21 protein-coding genes are annotated in these 23,836 nt (G+C 65.2%); 17 read left to right on the top strand and 4 right to left on the bottom strand.

The window, feature by feature from the left end; all coding sequences use genetic code 11:
• The first annotated feature begins 26 nt into the window (after nt 1-26).
• From ilvC to VFV09_15775, 3 genes are all read left to right on the top strand, one after another.
• Entirely contained in the window at nt 27-1,022 is a 996-nt protein-coding gene (ilvC, locus tag VFV09_15785) for a ketol-acid reductoisomerase (GenBank protein ID HEU4869172.1), read from the top strand.
• 171 nt (nt 1,023-1,193) lie between these two features.
• Nucleotides 1,194-2,735 carry a 2-isopropylmalate synthase gene (locus VFV09_15780; GenBank protein ID HEU4869171.1) on the top strand — a complete coding sequence of 514 codons (1,542 nt, stop codon included), beginning with the start codon at nt 1,194-1,196 and terminating at the stop codon, nt 2,733-2,735.
• Entirely contained in the window at nt 2,732-3,775 is a 1,044-nt protein-coding gene (locus tag VFV09_15775; GenBank protein HEU4869170.1) for a 3-isopropylmalate dehydrogenase, read from the top strand. Before VFV09_15780 ends, VFV09_15775 begins: the two co-directional genes overlap by 4 nt.
• Nucleotides 3,776-3,778: 3 nt before the next feature.
• Here VFV09_15775 and VFV09_15770 read toward each other — a convergent pair whose 3' ends face one another.
• The gene (locus VFV09_15770; protein ID HEU4869169.1) at nt 3,779-6,133 is read right to left on the bottom strand and encodes a SpoIIE family protein phosphatase; all 2,355 of its coding nucleotides are present in this window, start codon (nt 6,131-6,133) and stop codon (nt 3,779-3,781) included.
• Nucleotides 6,117-7,127: an ABC transporter substrate-binding protein gene (locus VFV09_15765; protein ID HEU4869168.1), complete on the bottom strand. Its 1,011-nt coding sequence runs from the start codon at nt 7,125-7,127 to the stop codon at nt 6,117-6,119. Before VFV09_15765 ends, VFV09_15770 begins: the two co-directional genes overlap by 17 nt.
• A gap of 326 nt (nt 7,128-7,453) precedes the next feature.
• Here VFV09_15765 and VFV09_15760 point away from each other — a divergent pair, with 326 nt between their 5' ends.
• The 4 genes from VFV09_15760 (at nt 7,454) to VFV09_15745 (ending at nt 12,162) form a co-directional block, all read left to right on the top strand.
• Nucleotides 7,454-8,575, top strand: coding sequence for a M15 family metallopeptidase (locus tag VFV09_15760; protein ID HEU4869167.1), 1,122 nt, complete (start codon nt 7,454-7,456; stop codon nt 8,573-8,575).
• A gap of 79 nt (nt 8,576-8,654) precedes the next feature.
• Nucleotides 8,655-9,335: a response regulator transcription factor gene (locus VFV09_15755; GenBank protein ID HEU4869166.1), complete on the top strand. Its 681-nt coding sequence runs from the start codon at nt 8,655-8,657 to the stop codon at nt 9,333-9,335.
• Nucleotides 9,332-10,333, top strand: coding sequence for an ATP-binding protein (locus VFV09_15750; GenBank protein HEU4869165.1), 1,002 nt, complete (start codon nt 9,332-9,334; stop codon nt 10,331-10,333). Before VFV09_15755 ends, VFV09_15750 begins: the two co-directional genes overlap by 4 nt.
• A 98-nt stretch (nt 10,334-10,431) precedes the next feature.
• Nucleotides 10,432-12,162 carry an NAD+ synthase gene (locus VFV09_15745; GenBank protein ID HEU4869164.1) on the top strand — a complete coding sequence of 577 codons (1,731 nt, stop codon included), beginning with the start codon at nt 10,432-10,434 and terminating at the stop codon, nt 12,160-12,162.
• On the opposite strand, the gene VFV09_15740 is transcribed toward VFV09_15745, so the two are convergent.
• Complete coding sequence (locus tag VFV09_15740; GenBank protein HEU4869163.1) at nt 12,163-12,744, bottom strand: TIGR00730 family Rossman fold protein; 582 nt, start codon at nt 12,742-12,744, stop codon at nt 12,163-12,165.
• Between the two features lie 140 nt (nt 12,745-12,884).
• Between VFV09_15740 and VFV09_15735 the strand changes: the two genes are divergently transcribed.
• Both VFV09_15735 and VFV09_15730 read left to right on the top strand, forming a co-directional pair.
• Nucleotides 12,885-13,733, top strand: coding sequence for a hypothetical protein (locus tag VFV09_15735; protein ID HEU4869162.1), 849 nt, complete (start codon nt 12,885-12,887; stop codon nt 13,731-13,733).
• An 89-nt stretch (nt 13,734-13,822) separates the two neighbouring features.
• Nucleotides 13,823-14,278, top strand: coding sequence for an RDD family protein (locus VFV09_15730; GenBank protein HEU4869161.1), 456 nt, complete (start codon nt 13,823-13,825; stop codon nt 14,276-14,278).
• 56 nt (nt 14,279-14,334) lie between these two features.
• On the opposite strand, the gene glnA is transcribed toward VFV09_15730, so the two are convergent.
• Entirely contained in the window at nt 14,335-15,765 is a 1,431-nt protein-coding gene (gene glnA / locus VFV09_15725) for a type I glutamate--ammonia ligase (GenBank protein ID HEU4869160.1), read from the bottom strand.
• Between the two features lie 388 nt (nt 15,766-16,153).
• On the opposite strand from glnA, the gene glnII reads away from it, so the two are divergent.
• The 8 genes from glnII to VFV09_15685 all read left to right on the top strand — a co-directional run.
• Nucleotides 16,154-17,188, top strand: a complete 1,035-nt coding sequence (glnII, locus tag VFV09_15720) for a glutamine synthetase GlnII (protein HEU4869159.1) — start codon at nt 16,154-16,156, stop codon at nt 17,186-17,188.
• Between the two features lie 108 nt (nt 17,189-17,296).
• A complete protein-coding gene (locus tag VFV09_15715; protein ID HEU4869158.1) occupies nt 17,297-18,073 on the top strand; it encodes a tRNA (adenine-N1)-methyltransferase in 777 nt (258 codons plus the stop codon).
• A 118-nt stretch (nt 18,074-18,191) separates the two neighbouring features.
• Nucleotides 18,192-19,946, top strand: coding sequence for a proteasome ATPase (gene arc / locus VFV09_15710; GenBank protein HEU4869157.1), 1,755 nt, complete (start codon nt 18,192-18,194; stop codon nt 19,944-19,946).
• Nucleotides 19,947-20,088: 142 nt separating this feature from the next.
• On the top strand, nt 20,089-21,576 hold the full coding sequence (gene dop / locus VFV09_15705) for a depupylase/deamidase Dop (GenBank protein ID HEU4869156.1): 1,488 nt from the start codon (nt 20,089-20,091) through the stop codon (nt 21,574-21,576).
• Between the two features lie 46 nt (nt 21,577-21,622).
• On the top strand, nt 21,623-21,811 hold the full coding sequence (locus tag VFV09_15700) for a ubiquitin-like protein Pup (protein ID HEU4869155.1): 189 nt from the start codon (nt 21,623-21,625) through the stop codon (nt 21,809-21,811).
• A 121-nt stretch (nt 21,812-21,932) separates the two neighbouring features.
• A complete protein-coding gene (locus VFV09_15695) occupies nt 21,933-22,601 on the top strand; it encodes a hypothetical protein (protein ID HEU4869154.1) in 669 nt (222 codons plus the stop codon).
• A 148-nt stretch (nt 22,602-22,749) separates the two neighbouring features.
• Nucleotides 22,750-23,604, top strand: coding sequence for a proteasome subunit beta (prcB, locus tag VFV09_15690; protein ID HEU4869153.1), 855 nt, complete (start codon nt 22,750-22,752; stop codon nt 23,602-23,604).
• Nucleotides 23,605-23,836 (top strand): proteasome subunit alpha (locus VFV09_15685; protein ID HEU4869152.1); only part of this gene is annotated, 232 nt, incomplete at its 3' end.

Genomic DNA, 23,836 nt, shown 5'->3' with positions numbered 1-23,836 from the left:
CTCAACCAATCTAGGAGGCAACACGCATGGCCACGAAGTACTACGAAAAGGACGCCGATCCCGAGGTCTTGAAGGGGCGACCCATCGCGATCATCGGATTCGGCTCCCAGGGCCATGCTCACGCCCTGAACCTCAAGGACTCGGGCTTCGACGTCCGGGTCGGCCTTAGGGACGGCTCCTCCTCATGGGCGGAAGCTGAAGCGGCCGGCCTGAAGGTCCTGGAGACCTCCAAAGCCGCAGCCGAGGCCGAGGTCATCATGCTGCTGGTCCCCGACCAGAACTGCAAGGCGATCTACGACGAGTCCATCGCCCCAAACCTGAACGACGGGGACGCGCTGGTCTTCGCCCACGGCTTCAACATCCACTTCAAGCGGGTCACCCCGCCGGCGGGCGTCGACGTCTTCATGGTCGCCCCCAAGGGGCCCGGCCACCTGGTCCGCCGGACCTTCACCGAGGGCATCGGCACCCCTGCCCTGGTGGCCGTGGAGCAGGACGCTTCCGGCAAGGCCCACGACTACGCGCTGGCGTACGCCTACGGGATCGGCTCGGCCCGGGCCGGCCTGATAGAGACCACGTTCCGCGAGGAGACCGAGACCGACCTGTTCGGCGAGCAGGCCGTGCTTTGCGGGGGACTGACCCGACTGATCCAGACCGGCTTCGAAACCCTGGTCGACGCCGGCTACCAGCCCGAGGTCGCCTACTTCGAGTGCCTGCACGAGGTTAAGCTGATCGTCGACCTTATCTACGAAGGCGGCCTGGCGAAGATGCGCCACTCCATCTCCGATACCGCGGAGTACGGCGACCTGACCCGGGGGCAGAAGATTGTCACCGACGAGACCCGGGAGGCCATGGACAAGATCCTGGTCGACATCCAGAGCGGCAACTTCGCCAGGGAGTGGGTCGCGGAGGCCGAGGGCGGCTACCCCAACTTCCAGAAGATGCGCGACGAAGCGGCCGACCAGCAGATCGAGTCGGTCGGCAAAGAGCTGCGCTCGATGATGCCCTGGCTGCGAAAGGACTGAATCCAAAAGTGCCTGCCAACTCCAACGAGGTCTTTGGGGGGTCGTCGGGGGGCACCCCCCCGACTGTGCTCTTACTCGCGCTTTGAAGGCTCGGGTCGCTGCTGCGAAGGTGCGACCCGGAGCCCGAGCCCCAGACCAAAGCGACCACGAGACCGAGACTAGGAGTTTCAAATGACAGATCAGGTACGTATCTTCGACACCACGCTGCGCGACGGTGAGCAGTCGCCGGGCATCAACCTGTCCGGCAAAGAGAAGGTGGAGATCGCCCATCAGCTGGCGGCGCTGGGCGTCGACATCATCGAGGCGGGCTTCCCCATCAACTCGGAGTCCGAGTTTCAGGCGGTGAGATCGGTGGCCCAGAACGTCAAGGGCCCGGTCATCTGTGCCCTGGCCCGGATGCAGTTCGACGACATCGACCGGGCGTGGGAGTCCATCAAGGACGCCCAGAAGTCCCGGATCCACGTGTTCATCGCCACATCCTCCATCCACATGGAGAAAAAGCTGCATAAGACGCCGGAACAGGTCTACGACATTGCCGTCGCCGGCGTTGAGCGGGCCCGGGGCTACTGCCCGGACGTGGAGTTCAGTGCCGAGGACGCCACTCGCAGCGACCCGGAGTTCCTGGTGAAGATGTTCGGCGCCGCCATCAAGGCCGGAGCCACGACGTGCAACGTGCCCGACACCGTCGGCTACGCCCTGCCTAACGAGTACGGCGAACTGTTCAAGTACCTGATCGAGAACGTCGAAGGCGCCGGCGACGTCATCTGGTCCACCCACACCCACCAGGACCTGGGCCTGGCGGTGGCCAACGCCCTGGCCGGCGTCGGGGCCGGCGCCCGGCAGGTCGAGGGCGCGATGAACGCCATCGGCGAACGGGCTGGCAACTGCTCGGTCGAGGAGGTCATCATGGCCATCCAGACCCGGGGCGCTTCGCTCGGGGTCACCACCGGGGCAGACTCCAAGCAGATCGTCCGCACCTCCCGCCTGGTCTCGGCGCTGACCGGCTACCAGGTGCCTCCGAACAAGGCGATTGTCGGGGCGAACGCGTTCGCCCACGAGGCGGGCATCCACCAGCACGGGGTGCTGATGGACCGGACCACCTACGAGATCATGGATGCCACCTCGGTGGGCTGGGACTCCAACCGGATCGTCCTGGGCAAACACTCGGGCAGGCACGCTTTCGCCAAAACGCTGGGCGACATGGGCTACGACCTGAGCGGCGACGACCTGAACCGGGCATGGGCACGGTTTCGGGACCTCGTCGACCGCAAGATCGAGATGACCGAGGCCGACCTGCTGGCAATCGTCACCGACGAGATCTCGAGCGCCGCCGACGTCTATGTGCTGGAGGACCTGCAGGTCCGCGGGGGCACACACGTCCACCCATCGGCCAAGGTCCGGATCCGGTCCGGCGACGAGGTCTACGAGGAGTCGGCCGAAGGAGACGGGATGATCGACGCGGCCTGCGGCGCCATCCAGCGGGCGGTGGGCATCAACGCCAAACTCCTCAGCTTCAAGGTTGGAGCGGTGACCGGGGGAACCGACGCAGTCGGCGAGATCTCGGTTCAGGTCAACGTCGACGGGGTCATCTACTCCGGCAAGGGCGTCTCGACCGACGTGGTGGAGGGCTCCGCCCGGGCGTTCCTGAACGCAGTCAACCGCGCGACGAACGTCGGCACCCGCAGGGCAGCCATGGACGCCCCGTCGTTTTGATTGCCGACGCGCTGCGCAGGCACAACATTGCAGTCGTCCCGGGCGACGGCATCGGTCCCGAGGTGATCGAGGGCGCTCTCATGGCCCTCGACGCAGTGGCCGACGCCGAGGGATTCGCCCTTGAGGTCACCAACTACGAGCTCGGTGCGAACCGGTACCTCAAGTCCGGAGAGATCCTCACCGACGACGACCTGCAGCGGCTCAGCGAACACGAGGCAGTCCTGCTGGGGGCGGTCGGCGACCCCCGGGTGCCACCGGGCATCCTCGAAAAGGGCCTGCTCCTCAGACTTCGACGCGAGCTCGACCTGTACGTCAACCTGCGCCCCTCCCGGCTGCTCGACGGGGTCAACAGCGTGCTGAGCAACGCCGACCAGCTGGACGTCACGATCGTGCGCGAGAACACCGAAGGCCTCTACTGCGGCCGGGGCGAGTCGGCGGACACCGGGTCGGAGCAGGAGGTTTCGACCGAGGTCTCGTTGAACACCTGGCCGGCGGTCAGCCGGATCGTCCGTTACGGATTCGAGCTCGCCGCCCAACGGAAGCAGACGCTGACCCTCGTCCACAAAACCAACGTCCTGGAGCGCGCCGGCGGCTTGTACCTGCGGGCAATGAAGGAGATCGGCGCGGAGTATCCCGGCGTCCAGACCGCTTACCAGCACATCGACGCTGCCTGCCTGTTGATGGTCACCCAGCCGAAGAGATTCCAGGTGGTGGTCACCGACAACCTGTTCGGCGACATCCTGAGCGACCTCGCCGCAGGCCTGGTCGGCGGCATCGGGTTCGTCGGAAGCGCCAACATGCACCCCGGGAAGGTGTCGATGTTCGAGCCGGTTCACGGCTCGGCCCCCGACATCGTCGGGACCGGGCTGGCCAACCCGATCGGAGCGATCCTTTCCGCCTCGATGATGCTCAGGCACCTGGGCGAGAACGCAGGCGCCAACCGGCTGGAGCGTGCGGTGGAGGTCGTCGCCGCCAAGATCGCCCCGGACCAGCTCTCGACCCGTGAAGCCTCGGAGCTGATAGCCGAAGCCGCTTCTTAAGCCCTACTCCAGCGGCACGGCGCCGATGGCCAGAACCGCTATGTCGTCCTGCAGGTCGCGGCCCACCGCCATCCTGTCGAGAACGTAGTCGCAGAACTCCTCGATGTCGTCGGGACCCTTCATCGCCGCCTGCCTCAGCTTCTCCAGGCCGGCGCTCAGCGCGGTCCGGCGGTCCTCCACCAGGCCGTCGGTGTAGAGGAGCAAACGGCAGCCCGGGGTCAGGGTCACGACTTCTTCGGTGTACTCGTTGTCGGTGACGGCGCCGATGGGGGGGCCACTGTTCTGCTCGAGGAACTCGGCGGTACCGTCGGTGTGCATCATCAGCGCCGGCGGGTGGCCGGCGTTGGCGACGCGAAAAGTGCCGGCCTTCGGGTCGAAGACTGCAAAGACCACCGTGGCAAAGGGCTCCTCGCCGGTCTTCTCGATAAACCGGTTAAGCCGGCTCAGCACCGCTCCCGGCGAGGGGTCCTCAAGGGCGTAGGCCCGGACCGCGTGGCACAGCTGGCCCATGATCCCGGCTGCGGCCAGCCCCCGGCCGACCACGTCGCCCACGACCACGGCAACCGCCCCGGAGTCCAGCTCGAGGATGTCGTACCAGTCCCCTCCGACCTCGATTCCCACCTCGGCCGGGCGGTAGCGGGCGGCGGTCTCCAGGCCGGGGAGCTGCGGGAGCCGGGCGGGAAGAATGCTGCGCTGCAGGGTCTCCGCCGCGCTCCTCTGGGCGGCGTACAGCCGGGCGTTGTCGATGGCGATGGCCGCCTGGCCTGCGATTCCCTCGGCCAGCTTGGCGTGGCCCTCGGTGAACACCCCGACCTCCTCGTGCCCGAAGAAGAGGCCGCCCAGCACCTCCCCGCGCTTCGACACGACCGGGGAGGCGAGGTAACTGCGCACCGGGAGGTGGCCGTCGGGCATCCCGAAGTAAGGCTCGTTCTGTCCGTAGTTGGGGTTCTGGGTGACGTCGTCGTGCCGCACGGTGCCCTCCCCACGGAAGGTCGGACCGAAGATGTCGGTGTTCCTGGGCATCGGAAAGCCCGAGAATGCCTCGGGCGGCACGCCGGCGAGCGTGTACAGCATGTAGGACTCCCCCTCCCGATCCACGACGTTGTAGAAGAAGGCGCCGAACTGCGCTCCGGTCAGATCGGTGGCGATGTTGGTCACCGCCTGCACGACCTCCTTGAGGTCGAGCTGGGCGGTCAACACGCTGCCCACGTTGTACAGGGTCTCGGCCAGCTTGCTCTGCTCCCGGAGCGCCACCTCGGCCGCCTTGCGCTCCTCCAGCTCGGCGATTCGTTGCTCCAGGGCGTCCGCCATGCGGTTGAGTTCGGCTCCCAGCCGCCCGACCTCCCCGTAACCGCCGACCGGCACCCGGGCGCCGTGCTCCCCCCGTCCGATGCGCCTTGCCGCCCCGGCCATCGCCCGCAGCGGCGCCAGCAGGAAGCGTCCCACCACGCTCACGGTGGCAACCGTGACCAGCATCACGGCAAACAGGATCAGGGCCAGGTTTCGGGTGGACGTCGAGACCGAAGACAGCGCCTCCGCCTCGGGCTGCTGGACGACCACCGACGCCGGAATCTGGGAGGAGCGGTCCGCGGCAAACAGGTAGCGCCCCGAATCGAACCCCCGCCCGGTGAACGATCCTCCCGACGCCGCCTGATCCTCCGGGATGTCGAACCGCTCGCCTTCGAGCACCCGGTCCCGGTCGGGGTGCACCAGAAGCGTTCCGTCGCCGTCCACCAAGAAGGCGGTGTGTGCGCCTCCCGACTGCACCTCCTCCAGGTGGCTGGCCAGCTCCTCCAGCGGGATCTCGGCGACCAGCGCCGCTACGACGGTGCCGGGAGGGTTCTGGATGGGCACCGAAAGCTCAACCGTGGGCGGATTGGTCCCGAGGAGGGAGGTCCTGTGGGCACCCGGCGTCAGGCCTTCGAGCACTCCGGTGCGGACGCCCAGCTTCTGTAGGTCGACCAGGCTGCGATTGGAGGCCGAGGCCACCGGCAGGCCGTTGGCGTCGAAGACCGTCAAACGGTCGATCTCGGGCAGCGGTTTCAACACCACGTTCAGTTCGTTCCCGGTCGACTCGCCGAGTCCCGCAATGTTTGTTCGGGTGGCGACCACCTGAAGGGTGTTCGCCCTGGTCACTATCCGGTCGTCGAGTCGTTTTGCCAGCGATAAAGCCTGGGCCTCGTTCTGCCGGTCGATCTGCGACCGGAGGGCCTTGCCTGCCGAGTTGGCGATGAGCCAGCTGCCGACTACGCCGGTGACAAGGCCGGCAACCACCATGGCGAGCACCAGGCGCGCAAGGACCGAGGGCCCGGGGCTCCGGTGGTCGATGCTCTCCGGCGCCTCAGTTTCGGACGACATCGGCCTCACGCACCACATCTGCGGGCAGTTGAATTCCGAGCTCCAGGGCCACCTTCTGGCTCAGACCGATCTGAAATCGACGCGGGTCCTCCACCGGGACCGACGCCGGGCTGGCCCCGTTTAGCAGGCGAGCCGCCTGCCGTCCAAGCTGCGAACCGATAGCGGCGCTGTCGGGCGAGAGGGTGAGCAGCGCCTGTTCGGCGGTGGCAACATTGGCCGCGAAGGGTATCCGGTAGGCCGCCGCCGACTCCGCCAGTTGCGGGATCGCCCGGGTTGCGGTGGGCGAAACCGATGCCAGCAGAAGCTGGACCCCGCCCTCCTGTACCAGGTTCGCCACCGCCCCGGGCAGGTCGGCGGCGTCGGTGAACTCCTCGGATATCAGCTCCAGCCCCTGATCCTGGGCTGCCTGGGCGAACTGGTCCCGGCTCGGTACCGCCGCCGGATCGCCGGGCGGGTAGGCCAGACCGATGCGGCGGAGGCCGGGGATGATCCTGCGGGCGAGCGACAGCATCCGGTCTGCCGGGATGCGGAAGGTGACACCGGTCATCCTGCCTTCGGGACGGCGTTCGTCCTTCACGAACCCCGCCGCCTGGGGGTCGTTAGCCAGGAAGAGCACCTTGGCGCCCGGCGCATGATCCCGGGCGATCTCCGCCCCGGAGGTCGAGAAGGCGACGATAACGTCCACCCCCTCCTCCTCCCACTCCTCCACAGCCTCGGTCGCTTTGGCGGGATCCGGGAACACCTCGGTGCCCGACCCGCCCAGGATCGCCAGGTTTTCGCCCTCTACGAATCCCCGCTGGAGGAGCTCATCGATGAAGGCTTCGTCCACGGGCGAGTCGGGGGTGGCTACCGACCGGAGGTACGCGATCTTCTTGACGCCGGAGTCGTCGTCGTCATCCGAGGAGCCGCAGGCGGCAAACATGAGGGCCGCCACGCAGACCGCCGCGACGGCACGGAGTGCAGGCGCCCACCGAGCCCCGGGTCCGGTTGGCACGTTAGGAGTCATACGAGGTCAAAGCGGCCGAGCCATCACAGGCGGTAGCGTTTCACGCGATCCCGGACGCGTCCAGTCGGTTTGGAGCTACCGGCGGCGCGGGCTCTCCAGCCCGAAATTTCTTTTACATCTGACTTTTTGGGTTGCAACCGAACATTTGTTCACGCATACTCCCGCAAAGTTCTTCAAACAGGACTGAACGCCGGGCCGACTGTGCCGATAAGTACGGGTCCGTTACAACCGACCTCCCAACAGAAACCATGCCAATGAAAAAACCTGTTGTGTTAATCGCGCCCGGACTCGGCCTCTTCCTGATCGGAGGGCTGATGCTGCTGGCTTTGACCGGTTTTCGCATGCCCGCGTCCGATGCCGAGATCAAGGTTGCGACGAACGCTCCGGCGCAGGCGCTTCCGGCGCTGGTGACGGCTCCTCCCCTCGAGCTCATCGGCCCGGTCTCCGAAGCCGCCAGGGGCCGCGAGGACGTGACCGGGGTGGCGGAGGTACGCAGCGGGACCCGCTGGCTGCACGCGTGGGCGGCCGAAGGAAGCGCCGCCCCCTCAGGTCCCCGGCCCGGGTTGTCGGTTCCGGTGGACACCGCGGCGGTCGACCCGGAGCATTTCCGCCGGCTGGTTCCCCAGCAGCTTGAGGCCAAGGTCGCCGAGCTCGCCAACGGCGGAGCGATCCTCTCCCGGACCGGCGCTGCCCTGCGAGGAATCGGCGAAAAGGGGACGCTGCAGTTCGGGGCAACGTCGGTGCCGGTCATCGGGGTGGCCGAGGACGCCTACCTGCGCCGCCACGAGGTGGTCGTCTCCCACGCCACCGGCGCCGCAATCGGGCTGAACGAGGCCGACTACCTTTTGATAGGGCTCGAAGAGCTCTCCGCCGGCAAGAAGGTGGAGGAGACGATCCGGGGCGCGGTTCCGCCGGAGGCCACCTTCAGGGTGCGGGGGCCCGAAGGCAGCGGCGCATCCTCCCAACCGTCACCTCTGCTTTCGCTGGGAGAGATCAAGTCGATCTTCGGCGAGTTCTCGGCGGTGAACGGCGCCGGCGCCAACATCGGGATCGACCAGGCATGGATCGACGCCAACACAGAGATGGCCAGCATCCCGCTGCTGGGGGTATTCAGGTGCCACAAGAAGATGATCCCGCAGATCGAGGGCGCGTTCCGGGAGGTCATGGACAAAAATCTGGGCCACCTCGTCCGCTCCGGGGACTTCGGAGGCTGCTTTTCACCCCGCTATATAAGGTCGGGCAAAGAGGCGGGCCTCTCCCGCCACGCGTGGGGCATAGCCTTCGACTTCAACGTTTCGGGCAACCTGTACGGACAGCCCCCGACCATGGACCCGCAGCTGGTGGAGATCATGGAGCGCCACGGCTTCAGCTGGGGCGGCCGGTGGAACTACCCGGACGGTATGCACTTCGAGTTCGTCTCCCAGCCCACCCCCTGAGCCCGCTCCCAGGTCAATCTCTACAAAATCTACACACGGTCTACAGACCCTCCCTGCAGACCCTTCCTACACTGGTCACATGGATTACGCCACGATTGCAGTCATAGAAGATGAGTCGATCATCGCAGCGGCGGTGGCCGCCCGCCTCAGGCGGGAAGGATTCAAGGTAGAGGTTGCACCCGACGGCCCGTCCGGCGTCGAGCTTTGTGAACGATCCCGGCCGGACCTGGTGGTGCTGGACGTCATGCTCCCCGGCTTCGACGGCCTCGAGGTGTGCCGGAGAATTCAACGAGAGCGCCCGGTTCCGGTTCTCATGCTCACCGCCAGGGACTCCGAAACCGACATGCTGGTGGGACTGGGCATCGGCGCGGACGACTACATGACAAAACCCTTCAGCCCGCGTGAGCTTGTCGCCCGGGTGCGGGCGCTGCTGCGGCGGGCCCGTAAGTTCCCCTCCCCTCCCGACACCACGTTCCGGGTCGGGGACCTGGAGGTCGACCCCGCCCGCCGGCAGGTCCGCCGCGAGGAGCAGATCATCCACCTCACCCCGATCGAGTTCGAGCTTCTCTACACGCTTGCCGCCAGGCCGGGGGTGGTCTTCACCCGGGAGCAGCTTCTTTCCGAGGTGTGGGGGTACCGCGAGGGCTTCGGGGGGCGCACGGTGGACTCCCACGTGGGGGCGCTGCGGCGTAAGCTGGGCTCGGACCTGCTTCGTACGGTCCACGGCGTCGGCTACGCAGTGGAATCTGGGGGAATTTGAGACCGCTCGACCCGCTTTCTTCTATCAAGACCAAGCTTGGAGTAGTAATCGTCGCCTCGGTGGCGGTCACCGTGGCGGTACACACCCTCGGCCTCCGGGCCGGTATACCCCTTCTCGTGGTCGGCGTCGCCTCGGGCGCGCTCTCCCTTTTGATGGTGCAGTTCCTCGCCCATGGCATGACGTCGCCGCTTAGGGAGATGGCGGCAGCGGCCAAGACCATGGCTCGGGGCGACTACTCCAAACGGGTCACCGCCACCTCCCGCGACGAGGTGGGCGAGCTGGCCAGGGCGTTCAACGGGATGGCGTCGGAGCTGGAGCAGGTCGAACGCATGCGCCGGGACCTGGTAGCAAACGTCTCCCACGAGCTGAGAACTCCCATCAGCGCCCTGCAGGCGGTCCTCGAGAACCTGATCGACGGGGTTGAGGAGCCGGACCCGGTGACCTTCACCACCATGCACGAGCAGGTCAAGCGGCTCGGGCGCCTGGTGTCGCAGCTGCTGGACCTCTCCCGCCTGGAGTCCGGGGCGGTGCCGCTTCAACGGGTCACTTTCCGGGTCGAGGACCTTCTCCAGCAGGCCGTGCGGGAATCCAAGCTGCACTCCCACAACATCCACCTGACCGTGGACGTGAGGCCCGCCGACCTCAGCGCCGACGGCGACCCCGAGCGGGTCCACCAGGTGGTGGCCAACCTCATCGAGAACGCGATCCGGCACTCCCCCGACGACGCCGAGGTCAGCGTCTCCGCCTACGGCAACGAGCGCCGGGTAACCATCGAGGTCGCCGATGAGGGCCCCGGAATTCCCCAGAACGAGGCCAGCCGGGTGTTCGAGCGGTTCTACCGGGCCGACGCCGCACGTTCCTCGACCCAGGGGGGCACCGGGCTTGGCCTCGCCATCGCCCGCTGGATCGTCGACCTGCACGGCGGGGTCATCCGGGTGGAGTCGAGGGAGCCGACGGGCTGCCGCATGGTCGTGGAGCTGCCGGGAGTGGCAGCCTAAAGGGTTAACCAGTCTTCAAAGGCGCACGGCCCTAACTAAATTTCCCGTTTAAGCCCTGCGCCTGGAATGGCAGATGCTCAAAGGACTAATCTTTAACGATGGTCCGAATCGCACTGGCACAGATCAACCCCACGATTGGTGACCTGGTGGGCAACACGGCGCTGGTGCAGCGCTACATCGAGCAGGCCAAGGCCGCCGGCGTGGACGTGGTGGCGTTTCCCGAGCTGGTCATTACCGGCTACCCGCCCGACGACCTGCTTCTCAAGAAGTCGTTCATCGCGGACGCCAACGCGGCTCTCGAAGCCATCGCCTCGACCACCTTCGGCATTGCAGCGGTCATCGGTTTTGTCGACGAGAACAACGGCCGCCTCTACAACGCCGCAGCCCTGGTCTCCGACGGCAAGATAAGGGGCGTCTACCGAAAACACCACCTGCCGAACTACGGGGTGTTCGACGAGAGGCGGTTCTTCTCCTCCGGAAACGAGATAGTGCTGGCCGAGATCGACGGGTTGACCTTCGGGGTGACCGTCTGCGAGGACCTCTGGCTGGAGAACGGCCCCCACGTCGACTGCGCGCTGGCCGGCGCTCAGATGGTCATCAACATCAATGCCTCTCCCTACCACGCCGGCAAGGGGCAGGAGCGCCTCAGCCTGCTCTCCCGGAGGGCCCGGCGCAACGGGATTGCCATCGCCTACGTGAACTGCGTCGGAGGCGGGGACGAGGTGATCTTCGACGGACAGTCGTCGGTCGTATCCCCGGACGGCAAGCTGCTGGCCCGCGCCGGGCAGTTCTCCGAGGAGCTTCTGGTCTTCGACTTCGACCCTGAGAGCGAGGACACCTCCGGCGGAGCCGAGGAGCCGGACGACCCGGCCACCGAGCTGCAGGCCGACGAGGAGGCCGCCGGCACGGTGGTGGTCGTCAGCCTGGCCTGGCACCCCGATGCCGGCCCGCCGCCGGTAACCCCGCAAATTGCCCAGGAGCTCGAACCGGCAGCCGAGGTCTACGGCGCCCTGGTGCTCGGGGTGCGGGACTATATGGCGAAGAACGGCTTCAAGCAGGCCCTGATAGGGATCTCCGGAGGCATCGACTCCGCCCTGACTGCCGCAATTGCGGTGGACGCGATCGGTGGTGAGAACGTTCTCGGCATCTCGAACCCCAGCGAGTTCACCTCGTCGCAGAGCACCCAGGACTCCAAGCAGCTCGCTGAGAACCTCGGGCTCAAGCTCGTCACCATGCCCATCGGCCTGCCGCTGGCGGCTATGCGTAGGACCCTGGAGGAGGACTTCGGCGGCTCCGAGTACTCGGTGGCCGATCAGAACCTGCAGGCCCGCATCCGGGGCACCCTGTGGATGTACGTGTCGAACCAGACCGGCCGCCTGCTGCTGTCGACCGGTAACAAGTCGGAGATGGCCGTGGGTTACGCCACCCTGTACGGCGACATGGCGGGGGGCTTCGCCGTCCTGAAGGACGTCCCGAAAACCCTCGTCTACCAGCTGTCGGCGTGGCGCAACACCCAGGGGGAGGCCATCCCTCCGGCAATCATCGAGCGACCCCCCACCGCCGAGCTGGCCCCGGGGCAGCTGGACACCGACTCGCTTCCCCCCTACGACGTCCTCGACCCCATCCTCAAGGAGTACGTGGAGAACCACCTGGGAATCGACGAGATCGCCGCGCTGGGCTACGAGCGGGAGATGGTGAAGAAGATCGCCCGGATGGTGGACCGGGCCGAGTACAAGAGGCGTCAGTCGGCGCCGGGAATCAAGGTGACCTCTAGGGCCTTCGGCCGGGACCGCCGCCTGCCTATCACCAACAGGTACCTCCCCGAATAACTAGGTGCTGGCGCGGTCCAGCCACTTGCCCAGGCGGGGCGCCCGGTAAGTCGCAAACTCGTCGAGCAGCTCCCTGGGGTCCTCTTTGACCATCAGGGTGTCCCGGTGGATGGGCTTCAGGAACCTCTCGTGCACGGCGTGGTCCAGGAACTGGGTCAGGTAGTCGTAGTACCCCTCTACGTTGAGCAGACCGCAGGGCTTGCGGTGAAGCCCCAGCTGGCTCCAGGTGTAGATCTCGGTCAGCTCCTCCAGAGTTCCCACCCCGCCCGGCATCGCGATGAACCCATCCGACAGGTCGGCCATCACCTGCTTGCGCTCGTGCATGGACTTGACTACGTGCAGCTCGGTCAGGCCCATGTGCGGGGTCTCCTTGGGGAACAGACGATCGGGGATGACCCCTATGACCTCGCCGCCCGCCTCCATAACCGAGTCGGCGAGGATGCCCATGAGCCCCTGCCGGGAACCGCCGAAGATCAGGGTGAGCTCACGCTCGACGATCGCCCCGGCCAGGTTCTGGGCCGCCCGGGCGTACTCGGGCCTTGCCCCGGGGCTGGAGCCGGTGAAGACACACAGTCGCTTCATCCCAAAAGCTTATTCCGCAATTCGAATATCGCGAAGCCCTTGAGAAGTCCTACAGCGTGGCCTTTTTTGTGCCGATAACGAAGAGATGTCCAACGGACGGGGGTCCGGATCACCCGTTCACGAACGAAAGGCCAGGGAACATGCTCAAACGCACCTCGATCGGGATGACCTTGATCGCCTGCCTCGCCCTTGCGGCGTGCGGCGGGGACACGTCGTCCGACCCTTCGTCGCAGGCGGCTCAAAAAGAGCAGAACCCTGTGGAACGGTTCAAGGTGGCCTCGGCCAAGGCCCAGGGCTGGGAAACCCTTCGCTTCTCCATGTCGATGAAAAGCGCAAGCCTCGGCGTGATCTCAGGCGAAGGAGAGCAGGACATGGCTCGGCAAAAGCTGCGGATGACCATGACCATGCCCGCACCGGGGACCCCCACCGGAACTATGGCCATGGAGCAGATCATGGCGGGGACCAACATTTACATGAAGAGCCTTGTCTTCAACGAGTTGCTCGAAGGCGGAAAGACCTGGGTCAAGTTCGACCTGATGCAGATGGGCGAATTGACGGGAATCGACATCGCAGCGATGTTCGACCAGACGCAGATTGACCCCCAGGGGCCGGTCAGCTTCCTGGGCGGAGCCGGTGGCGACATCGAAGAGCTGGGCACCGAACTGGTCCGGAACACCCCGACGACCCACTACCGCTTTACCGTCGACCTTGCTGCGTCGGCCGCTGCCCTGCCGCCGGACCTGGCCGAGGCGGTCAAGCCCCTGTTCGAGGAGATGCCCGCCACCTTCCCCGCCGAGGCCTGGATGGACGAGGACAACATGGTCCGGCGGATCCGGTACAGCATGGCGCTGCCCGGTGAGGAGGGACATCCTGCGGAGTCGATCGACACCCAGATGGAGTTCTTCGACTTCGGAGCCACGGTTGAGATCGCCGAGCCCGGTCCCGCCGAGTTCGTGGACCTCGGCCAGATCCTGCAGGAGGCCGGATAGGACAAAAAAATCTTTCTCACGTGCAGTTCCCGCCCTATTCAGCGTTCGCCGGAGAGCGTATCTTTGCTGAAACTGGAAGGGGAGAAAGAATGACGAGTTATCCCGCAACTCCTGCATACAACGAAGGAACCGCGGCTTACGCGGGTTTCTGGATTCGCTTCGGCGCAGCGCTGATCGATGGGATTTTGGTCGGAATCGTCACGAACATCTTGCTCTTTTTGATCCGCATGGCCACAGGCGCATCCACCGACACCATGAACCCGACAACGGTCGTCTCGCTGATCGTCGCCATCGGGATAGGTGCCGCGTACTACATCATGATGGAGAGCTCGGAACGGCAGGCGACCATCGGGAAGATGGCGCTCGGACTCAAGGTGACGGACATGAACGGAGCAAGGATCTCTGCAGGCACCGCAACGGTCCGCTACTTCTCAGAGATCCTCTCCGGGATCATCCTGATGATCGGCTACATCATGGCCGCCTTCACCCCGAAGAAGCAGGCGCTGCACGACATCATCGCCAAGACGCTGGTAGTGAAGACCTAAATACCCGGGACACAAAAGGCGGGCCCCCGAACGGGGCCCGCCTTTTTTGTTGCCTGCTAAATGTCGTAGTACATGTAGAACTCGAACGGGTGCGGCCTGAGGCTCAGCTCTTTGGCCTCGTTGTTCCTCTTGTAGTCGATCCAGGTGTCGATCAGGTCCTGGGTGAAGACGTTGCCCTCGAGCAGGAACTGGTGGTCCTCCTCCAGGGCGTCGAGCGCCTGTTCCAGGGTCGAGGGGACGGTGGGCACGGGACCGGCGTCGCCATCGTGCTCGAACATGTCCCGGTTTACCGGCTCCGGTGGGACGAGGCCCTGCTTAACTCCGTCGAGGCCCGCCATCAACATCGCCGAGAAGGCAAAGTACGGGTTGCACGACGGGTCGGGGCACCGGAACTCGATCCGCTTGCTCTTGGGGCTCTTCGAGTAGAGCGGGATCCGAACCGCCGCCGACCGGTTGCGCTGCGAGTACACCAGGTTCACCGGGGCTTCGTACCCCGGGACGAGCCGTTTGTAGGAGTTGGTGGTGGGGGCGCAAAGGGCCAGCAGCGCCGGTGCGTGGTTCAGGATGCCGCCGATGTAGTGGATGGCCATCTCCGACAGGTTGGCGTAGCCGTCGCCGTAGAAAAGAGGCTCGCCGTCCTTCCACAGGCTCTGGTGGACGTGCATGCCCGATCCGTTGTCCTGGAAGATCGGTTTGGGCATGAAGGTGATGGTCTTGCCGACCCGCATCCCGGTCCCCTTGACGATGTACTTGTAGAGCATCAGGGCGTCGGCCATCTTGAGCAGCGGGCCGAACCCGAGGTCGATCTCGGCCTGGCCGGCGGTACCGACCTCGTGGTGGTGGACCTCGATGTCCAGGCCGACCTTTCTCAGGTTCAGGACCATGTCCGACCGCAGGTCCTGGTGCTGGTCCATCGGCGGCACCGGGAAGTAGCCCTCCTTGTACCTGGGCTTGTACCCCTTGTTGCCGCCCTCGGTGACCGTTCCCGAGTTCCAGATGCCCTCGATGGAGTCCACGAAGTAGTAACCGGAGTTCTGGGTCTGGTCGAAGCGGACGTCGTCGAAGATGTAGAACTCAGCCTCCGGTCCCCAGTAGGACTGATCGGCGACGCCGCTGGCCGTGAGGTAATCCTCGGCCTTCTTGGCGACATAGCGGGGGTCCCGGGAGTACGACTCCCCGGTCACCGGGTCGCCGATGAAGCAGTTCATCACCAGGGTCTTCTCCCGCATGAACGGGTCGACGAACGCGGTGGTCGGGTCGGGGAACAGGATCATGTCCGACTCGTGGATCTTCTGGAACCCACGGATTGAGCTGCCGTCGAAACCGAAGCCCTCTAAGAAGCTGTCTTCGTCGAGGCCCTCGGAGGTCATCGTGAAGTGCTGCATTAGTCCGGGAAGGTCACAAAAGCGGATGTCTACCAGCTCTATACCTTCGTCCTTGATGAGCGAAAGGACCTGCTTGGCATCCTTCATGTCCACGTGCGGCATATCGCCCTCCTGTTGGCTACCTTTCTCCTGATTGTTTTCAACCGTCGCGCGGGGAACTCGGGCTGACAAGCCCCCACTTCGCAAAGAACTTAGAAGCCTAATGTGTCTGTACGTTTTCCGAATTGTTAAGAAGGCGTTAACAAGGGCTGTTTCCGCTCCAAGATCCCGCAACTGCGTTTACGCTTTTTACTGGCTCCGGGGCCGCTACGACAGCTGCCCGGACAACCGGCAACCGGCGTTCGATTCCCCCTCCGGCTGCTGAAGTTTCACCTAGTAGCCGTGACACGAATGCGCAACAGGCTCGTAACACGCCGCTGCTAGGCTGCCGAATCAACAGACACAAAGGGTGGCCAAACGGGCCGCGACCCGAGAAATAGGAGAAGTTACTTTGAGCTATCAGGCCGAGTACATCTGGATTGACGGCACGAAGCCGACAGCCCTGATGCGAAACAAGACCAAGGTCATTGCCGACGGCGAGAAGCCCGGCACCTGGGGCTTTGACGGATCCAGCACCAACCAGGCCCCGGGTGAGAACTCGGACTGCGTGCTCGAGCCCGTGTTCATCTGTCCCGACCCCATCCGCGGCGGCGACAACATTCTCGTCCTGTGCGAGGTTTTCCTTCCCGACGGCACACCCCACCCCACCAACACCCGCCGTCCCTGCGTCGAGGTCGCCGAGAGGTACGCCGACCAGGAGCCGATGTTCGGCATCGAGCAGGAGTACACGTTCATGCAGGACGGCCGTCCCCTCGGGTGGCCGGTGGCCGGTGGCTGGTTCCCCGCCCCGCAGGGTCCGTACTACTGCGGCGTCGGCGGCCAGAAGATGGTCGGCCGCGACATCATCGAGGAGCACACCCTGGCCTGCATCAACGCCGGGCTTGCCATCGAGGGAACCAACGCCGAGGTCATGATGGCCCAGTGGGAGTTCCAGATCGGCGTCTTGGGCGCCCCCGACATCGGCGACCAGATCTGGATGGGCCGCTGGCTCCTCTACCGGATCGCCGAGGAGCACGAGGTATTCGTGACCCTGGCCGCCAAGCCGGTCCCCGGGGACTGGAACGGAGCCGGTGCGCACACCAACTTCTCCACCAAGGGCACCCGCGAGAGCTGGGACGCCATCATCGCCTGTTGCGAGGCCCTGGGTAAGGACCCGCTGAAGCACGTCGAGAACTACGGCGACGGCATCCAGGACCGCCTGACCGGCGCCCACGAGACGCAGAAGTGGAACCAGTTCAGCTACGGCACCAGTGACCGAGGCGCATCGATCCGTATCCCGTGGGCCGTTGCCAAGGCCGGCAAGGGATGGCTGGAGGACCGCCGTCCGAACGCCAACATGGACCCGTACGTGGTCAGCCGCCTCCTGATGGAGACCTGCTGCGGCGCACTTGCCGAGTCCGAGGAGTTGGAGTCGGTAATCGGCTAAGCGCTATCGAACCAAACGGCCGGGCCCATGGGCCCGGCCGTTTGTTTTCCCGCTACTTTCACCCTGCGGCTAAGATCGCCCGGTGAAATCTCTCAACGGGTGCCGGCGATGAAGTTCGAGGCGGGCGACAAGGCGCTGCTTACCGACCGCAAAGGTCGGCGGTACCTGCTCACCCTGAAAACGGGAGGATCCTTCCACTTCCACCGCGGGATCGTCCAGCACGACCAGATCATCGGCCTGCCGGATGGCAGCCGGGTGGTCTCGACCGGCTCGGAGACACTTACCGTCTTCAAGCCCACCTACGCCGACTACGTCCTGAAGATGCCTCGCGGAGCCCAGGTGATCTATCCGAAGGACGTCGCGATCATGCTCATGCAGGCCGACGTCTACCCGGGCGCCCGGGTGCTCGAAGCCGGGCTCGGCTCCGGGGCGACCACGATGGCGCTCCTGAGGGCGGTCGGTCCCGAGGGCCGGGTGATCGCTTACGAGCAGCGGGAGGACTTCGCCGAGCGCGCCCTCGCCAACATCGAAGAGTTCCTCGGCAAGGTCGAGAACCTCGAGGTCCGCATGGGCAGCATCTACGAGCCCATCGAGCCGACCGAGGTCGACCGCGTCTCCCTGGACCTGCCCGAGCCCTGGCGGGCACTCCCCCAGGTGGAGTCGGCCCTCCGCCCGGGCGGCATACTGGTTTGTTTTCTTCCCACCATCCTCCAGGTACAGCGCCTCACTGAGGAGCTCGAGGCACAGCCCCGCTGGACGTCGGTTTGGAGCCAGGAGACGCTCACCCGCACCTGGCACATCGAGGGCCAGTCGGTGCGCCCGGACCACCGGATGGTGGCCCACACCGGTTTCCTGACGTTCGCACGCATCACCGTTCAGGAGTAGGGTTTGCCCTCTTGATGCGCAGGGGAAAGGTGACGAACATTAAAGTCAGACCCCTATACTTGGTCAGGATGCGATGCTTTGATACCCGGTGCTTTGATTCGAAGGAACGGGCCTGAATATGCGCGGATCATCTGAGTTCGATCGCAGAATCGCCGCTTTCGAGCAAGAAGTCGGCGAACTGCAGATGCACATCAAAGATCTCGAGGAGGAGTCCTCGGTCCTGCGCAGCAAGCTGCTCGATGCCCCGCTGAAAATTCGCAAGCTCGAAAGCCAGCTCTCGGAGGTCCGCCACGAAGCCAGCCGCTCCCGGACCCAAAGCGAACGGATGGCCACGCTTCTCGCCCAGGCGCGCGAGCAGCTGGTCACCCTCCAGCAGGAGATAGACAAGCTGTCCTCTCCCCCGTCCGGCTACGGCGTCTTCCTCACCTACTACGAGGACGGCACGGCCGACATCTTCACGGGCGGCCGCAAGCTGCGGGTCAACGTCGCCCCGAGCGTCGAGGCCGGCACGCTGGTCAAGGGCCAGGAGGTCCGTCTGAACGAAGCTCTGAACGTCGTTGAGGCCCGCGGCTACGAGATGCAGGGCGAGGTCGCCCTTTTGAAGGAGGTCATCGACCGGGACCGCGCCATCGTCATCACCCACGCCGACGACGAGCGGGTGGTCTCCCTGTCGGCGCAGCTGGACGACACCGTCCTGCACGCCGGCGACTCGGTGCTGCTGGACCCCAGGTCGGGCTACCTGATGGAGAAGCTGCCCAAGGCCGAGGTCGAGGAGTTGGTGCTCGAAGAGGTGCCGGACATCGATTACAACGCAATCGGCGGCCTGGACGAGCAGATCGAGGCCCTGCGCGACGCAGTCGAGCTCCCCTTCCTTTACTCCGGCCTGTTCAACGACTACCAGCTGCCGCCGCCGAAGGGCGTGCTGCTCTACGGCCCTCCGGGATGCGGCAAGACCCTCATCGCGAAGGCGGTAGCCAACTCGCTGGCCAAGCGGACGCAGGAGGTCACCGGCCGGGAGGACGTGCGGGCCTACTTCTTGAACGTCAAGGGCCCCGAGCTGCTGAACAAGTACGTCGGCGAGACCGAGCGCCAGATCCGCATGATCTTCCAGCGGGCCAAGGAGAAGTCAGAGGAGGGCGTCCCCGTCATCGTGTTCTTCGACGAGATGGAGTCGCTGTTCCGAACTCGTGGCTCCGGCATCTCGAGCGACATCGAGACCACCATCGTCCCCCAGCTCCTATCTGAGCTGGACGGCGTGGAGCAGCTGAAAAACGTCATCGTCATCGGCGCCTCCAACCGGGAGGACCTGATCGACCCGGCCATCCTGCGCCCGGGGCGCCTCGACGTGAAGATCAAGGTCGAGCGGCCGGACCACGACTCCGCCAGGGCCATCTTCTCCAAGTACCTCATCTCCGAGGTCCCCATCAGCCCCGGGGAGATCGAGCGCTACGGCGATGTCCACGCGGCCATCAAGGCCATGATCGACGTCACGGTCGAGGAGATGTACTCGGTTGCCGACAGCAACCGGTTCCTGGAGGTCACCTACGCCAACGGGGACAAGGAGGTCCTGTTCTTCAAGGACTTCTCCTCCGGAGCCATGATCGAGAACATAGTCCGGAGGGCCAAGAAGATCGCCATCAAACGCCTGATCGCAAACGGAGAGGGTGGCATCCGAACCACGGACCTCATCGAGTCGATCCACCAGGAGTACCACGAGAACGAGGACCTGCCGAACACCACGAACCCCGACGACTGGGCGCGGATCTCGGGCAAGAAGGGCGAGCGGATCGTCTTCGTCCGGACCCTGGTCAGCGAGCAGAAGAAGGCGGACTCCCGCTCGATAGAGCAGATCCAGACCGGGCAGTACCTGTAGGACCGGGATCGCCCTCGCATGGGCGGCCCCGGCTGACGATTTCCGGAGTTCCCATGAGCAGCCCAATCGCCTCAATTAAAGCGAAACCCCGGGCGCCCCTGTAAGGTCTACCGACCGAATCGCCAAAGGTTTAGGAGTAACCGTGGCCGTTCCAAAAGTGATGGGCATCGAAACCGAATACGGGATCATCAGCAAAGGCGATGAGGAGCACAACCCGATATTCGCGTCCTCCCTGCTGATCAACTCCTACGTCTCCCCCCGCCTGAAGCGGGTCCGGTGGGACTACGAGGAGGAGACCCCACTCCGGGACGCCCGCGGCGCCTTCGAGCGGGCCGGGCTTGAGCTGCTGGAGGACGACGGCGGCCTGGTGTCGGTGATCCTGGAGAACGGCGCCCGATACTACGTCGACCACGCCCACCCCGAGTACTCCACCCCGGAGTGCAGTAACGCCCGCGACCTGGTAGTCCACGACAAGGCGGGCGAGCGCATCCTGGCCGGGAGTCTGGAGGCCGCAGGGCGGTCGCTGCCCGACCGGAACCGGATCCTCGTCTACAAGAACAACTCCGACGGCAAAGGCAACTCCTACGGATGCCACGAGAACTACCTGATGAGCCGGTCGACGCCGTTCCCGAACATCGTCACCATGCTCACCCCGTTTTTCGTTACCCGCCAGGTCTACACCGGCGCAGGCAAGGTCGGCTCGGAGGGTGCCTCCTCGTCCAAGGATGTCCCCTACCAGATCTCCCAGCGCTCGGACTTCTTCGAGGTCGAGGTGGGGCTGGAGACCACCTTCCGCCGGCCCCTCATCAACACCCGGGACGAACCCCACGCCGACCCGGACAAGTACCGCCGGCTCCACGTGATCATCGGCGACGCCAACATGAGCGAGATATCCACCTTCCTCAAGGTGGGCACAACGGCGATCGTCCTGTCAATGATCGAGGACAACTTCATCACCGCAGACCTGCGGATCGCCGATCCGGTGGCCGCCCTGCGTACGATCTCCCGCGACCCCACCTGCAAAGCCAGGGTAGAGCTGGCCGACGGCCGTTCGGTGACCGCGGTCGACCTTCAGTGGGAGTACTTCGACTGGGCGCAGAAGTACCTGGCCGATCAGGACACCGATGACGTGACTTCCGATGTCGTAGCACGCTGGGAGAAGACCCTGGCTGCGCTGGAAACCGACCCGATGTCGCTCGACCGCCAGCTGGACTGGGTGGCCAAGCTCAGCACGATCAACGCTTACAAAGATCGCCACAACCTTCAGTGGGACGACCCCAAGCTGGCGCTGGTCGACCTGCAGTACCACGACATCCGGATCGATAAGAGCGTCTACTACAAGATGGTCGAAACCGGCCAGATTGAGACTCTGGTCTCCGAGGACGAGGTGCAGCGAGCGATCACCAACCCGCCCGAGGACACCCGGGCCTACTTCCGGGGACGGGCGCTCGGCCGGTTCTCGTCGCAGGTCACGGCAGCGTCCTGGGACGCTGTGATCTTCGACACCGGGGCCGACTCCCTCCAGAAGGTCCCGATGATGGAGCCTTTGAAGGGCACCAAGGCCGCAACCGGGGCACTGTTCGACGCCGCGACCGACGCCGCCGACCTGCTCCGCCGGCTTCAGTCATGATTGAAATCGGCCGGGAAGGCTACAATCTGTACAAGGTGAATATCTAATGGCAGAAGATCAAAAGCGCGTAAGACGCCGGTCGGAAGAGAATACGGACGCCGAGGTAGAGGCTCCGCCCAAATCCGAACGCCGCAGCACCGAGGAAGTCGACAAGCTGATTTCCGAAATCGACGAGGTCCTCGAGGAAAACGCCGAGGAGTTCGTCCGCAGCTATGTTCAAAAGGGCGGACAGTAGCCCCTAGCCAGCGGAAGTCTTCTTCAAAATTCTTTCTTCACTTTTCGTAAGCATTCCGGCGCGTCCTGCTCCTACCCCTGTCCGAAACAAAGAGTCCGGCGGGGATAAAGGAGAAAACGAAATGAACGCAACCAAGAAGATCACCGGCGCAGTCCTGGCAATCGGCCTCATCGCAGCGATGAGCCTGCCGGCATTCGCAGAGAACAACTGCGACGCCAACGGCCCGGGCAACGACACGACCGAGTGCTCCCAGGAGTTCGACCTGGAAACCGGCGACACCGGAGACACCGGCAGCACGGGCGACGGCGGCGAGGGTGGTTCCAGCGGCGACGCAGGTAACGGCGGCAACGGCGGAGCCAGCGGCGCGGCGACCGGCGGCAGCGGCGATGGCGGCCACGGCGGAGCAGCGGTGGCAGGCAACGGCGGAAACGCCGGCGGCAACGGCGGGAACGGCGGGGGCGGCGGAGCAGCCGGAGGCAGCGGCGACCACGCCGGGGCCACGACCGGTGGCGGCGATGGTGGCGGCGGCGATGGCGGCAACGGCGGCAGCGGCACCTGCGACGCCGGCGGCGTAGTAACCACTGGGTGCAGCGGCGGCAGCGGCGGCGCAGCGGCCGGCGGCAGCGGCGGCAACGGCAACGGCGGCAACGGGGTCTCCGGCAACGGTGGCAGCGGCGGCAGCGGCGGAGCCAGCGGCAACGGTGGCAGCGGCGGAGCCAGCGGCAACTCGGGCAACAGCGGCAACAGCGGCGACACCTGCGTCGAAGCGGACAACAACAACAACTGCTGATCGTTACCAAAACAAAAAGGGGGCCCTCCTGGGGCCCCCTTTTTGGTGCTCAGCCGCCTGCCGGGTCTTTTGGGAACCCGGCGAGAGTTCTCGACACGCCCGTCCGCCGCTGGGAACACTCCGCGGAGGGCCGGTTAGAATGCCGATGATGGACTATCCGCACTTCCCTTTCGACACCGCCCCGGGCGCCTCGTTGGATTCCTCCTCTTTCAGCAGCCTGCTGAGGCGAATGGACGTCGAAGGCATGCCGGACCTAAGCGGGTCCACACCCCTGGAGGCGCCCCACGCCACCACGATCCTGGCGCTGAAGCACGCGACAGGCGTGATGATCGCCGGCGACCGCCGGGCGACCGAGGGCTACTCGATCGCCCACCGCTCCATCGAGAAGGTTTTCCGCACCGACCGCTGGTCGGCGGTCGCCATTGCCGGGTCGGCAGGTCCTGCAATCGAGATGACCAAGCTGTTCCAGACCGAGCTCGAGCACTACGAGAAGATCGAGGGCGAACGCCTCAGCCTCGAAGGTCAGGCCAACAAACTGGGTCAGATGATCCGGGCCAACCTGATGCTCGCCATGCAGGCCGGGCTGGTGGTCGTGCCGCTGTTCGCCGGGTACGACGACCGCGCCGGAGTGGGCAGGATCTTCAAGTACGACGTCACCGGCGGCCGCTACGAGGAGAGCGAGTACTGGGCCACCGGGTCCGGCGGCCGCGACGCCCGGGCCACGATCAAGAAGCGCTACCGGCCGGGCATCACTGCCGACGACGCCCTGAAGGTCGCCCTGGAGGCCCTGTTCGACGCCTCGGAGGAGGACGTGGGCACCGGCGGGCCGGACGTGCTGCGGCGCATCTACCCGAACATCGCCTCGATAACGGCCGACGGGTTCACCGAGTACGGTGACGCCCGCATCGCCGAGCTGTTCCAGGAGCTGCTGCAGGAGCGCTCCAAGCTGGGCCAGTCCACCGAGGAGCGGGTCCCCGGAGCCGAAAGGCCGGTGGTGGACTAGATGAGCCTTCCTTTCTACGTATCGCCCGAGCAGTTCATGAAGGACAAGTCCGATTACGCCCGCAAGGGCATCAAGCGGGGTAAGTCGGTAATGGCGATGGACTACGCCGACGGGGTGTTGTTCGTGGCGGAGAACCCCTCCAGCACACTCCACAAGATCTCCGAGATCTACGACCGCATGGCCTTCGCCGGCGTCGGCAAGTTCAACGATTTCGAGAGCCTGCGCATTCACG

It is taken from the genome of Actinomycetota bacterium, assembly GCA_035759705.1.
Lineage (GTDB): Bacteria > Actinomycetota > CADDZG01 > JAHWKV01 > JAHWKV01 > JAJCYE01.
Note: the sequence above shows the minus strand (reverse complement) of the source record. Positions and strands in the feature narration are given on the sequence as shown.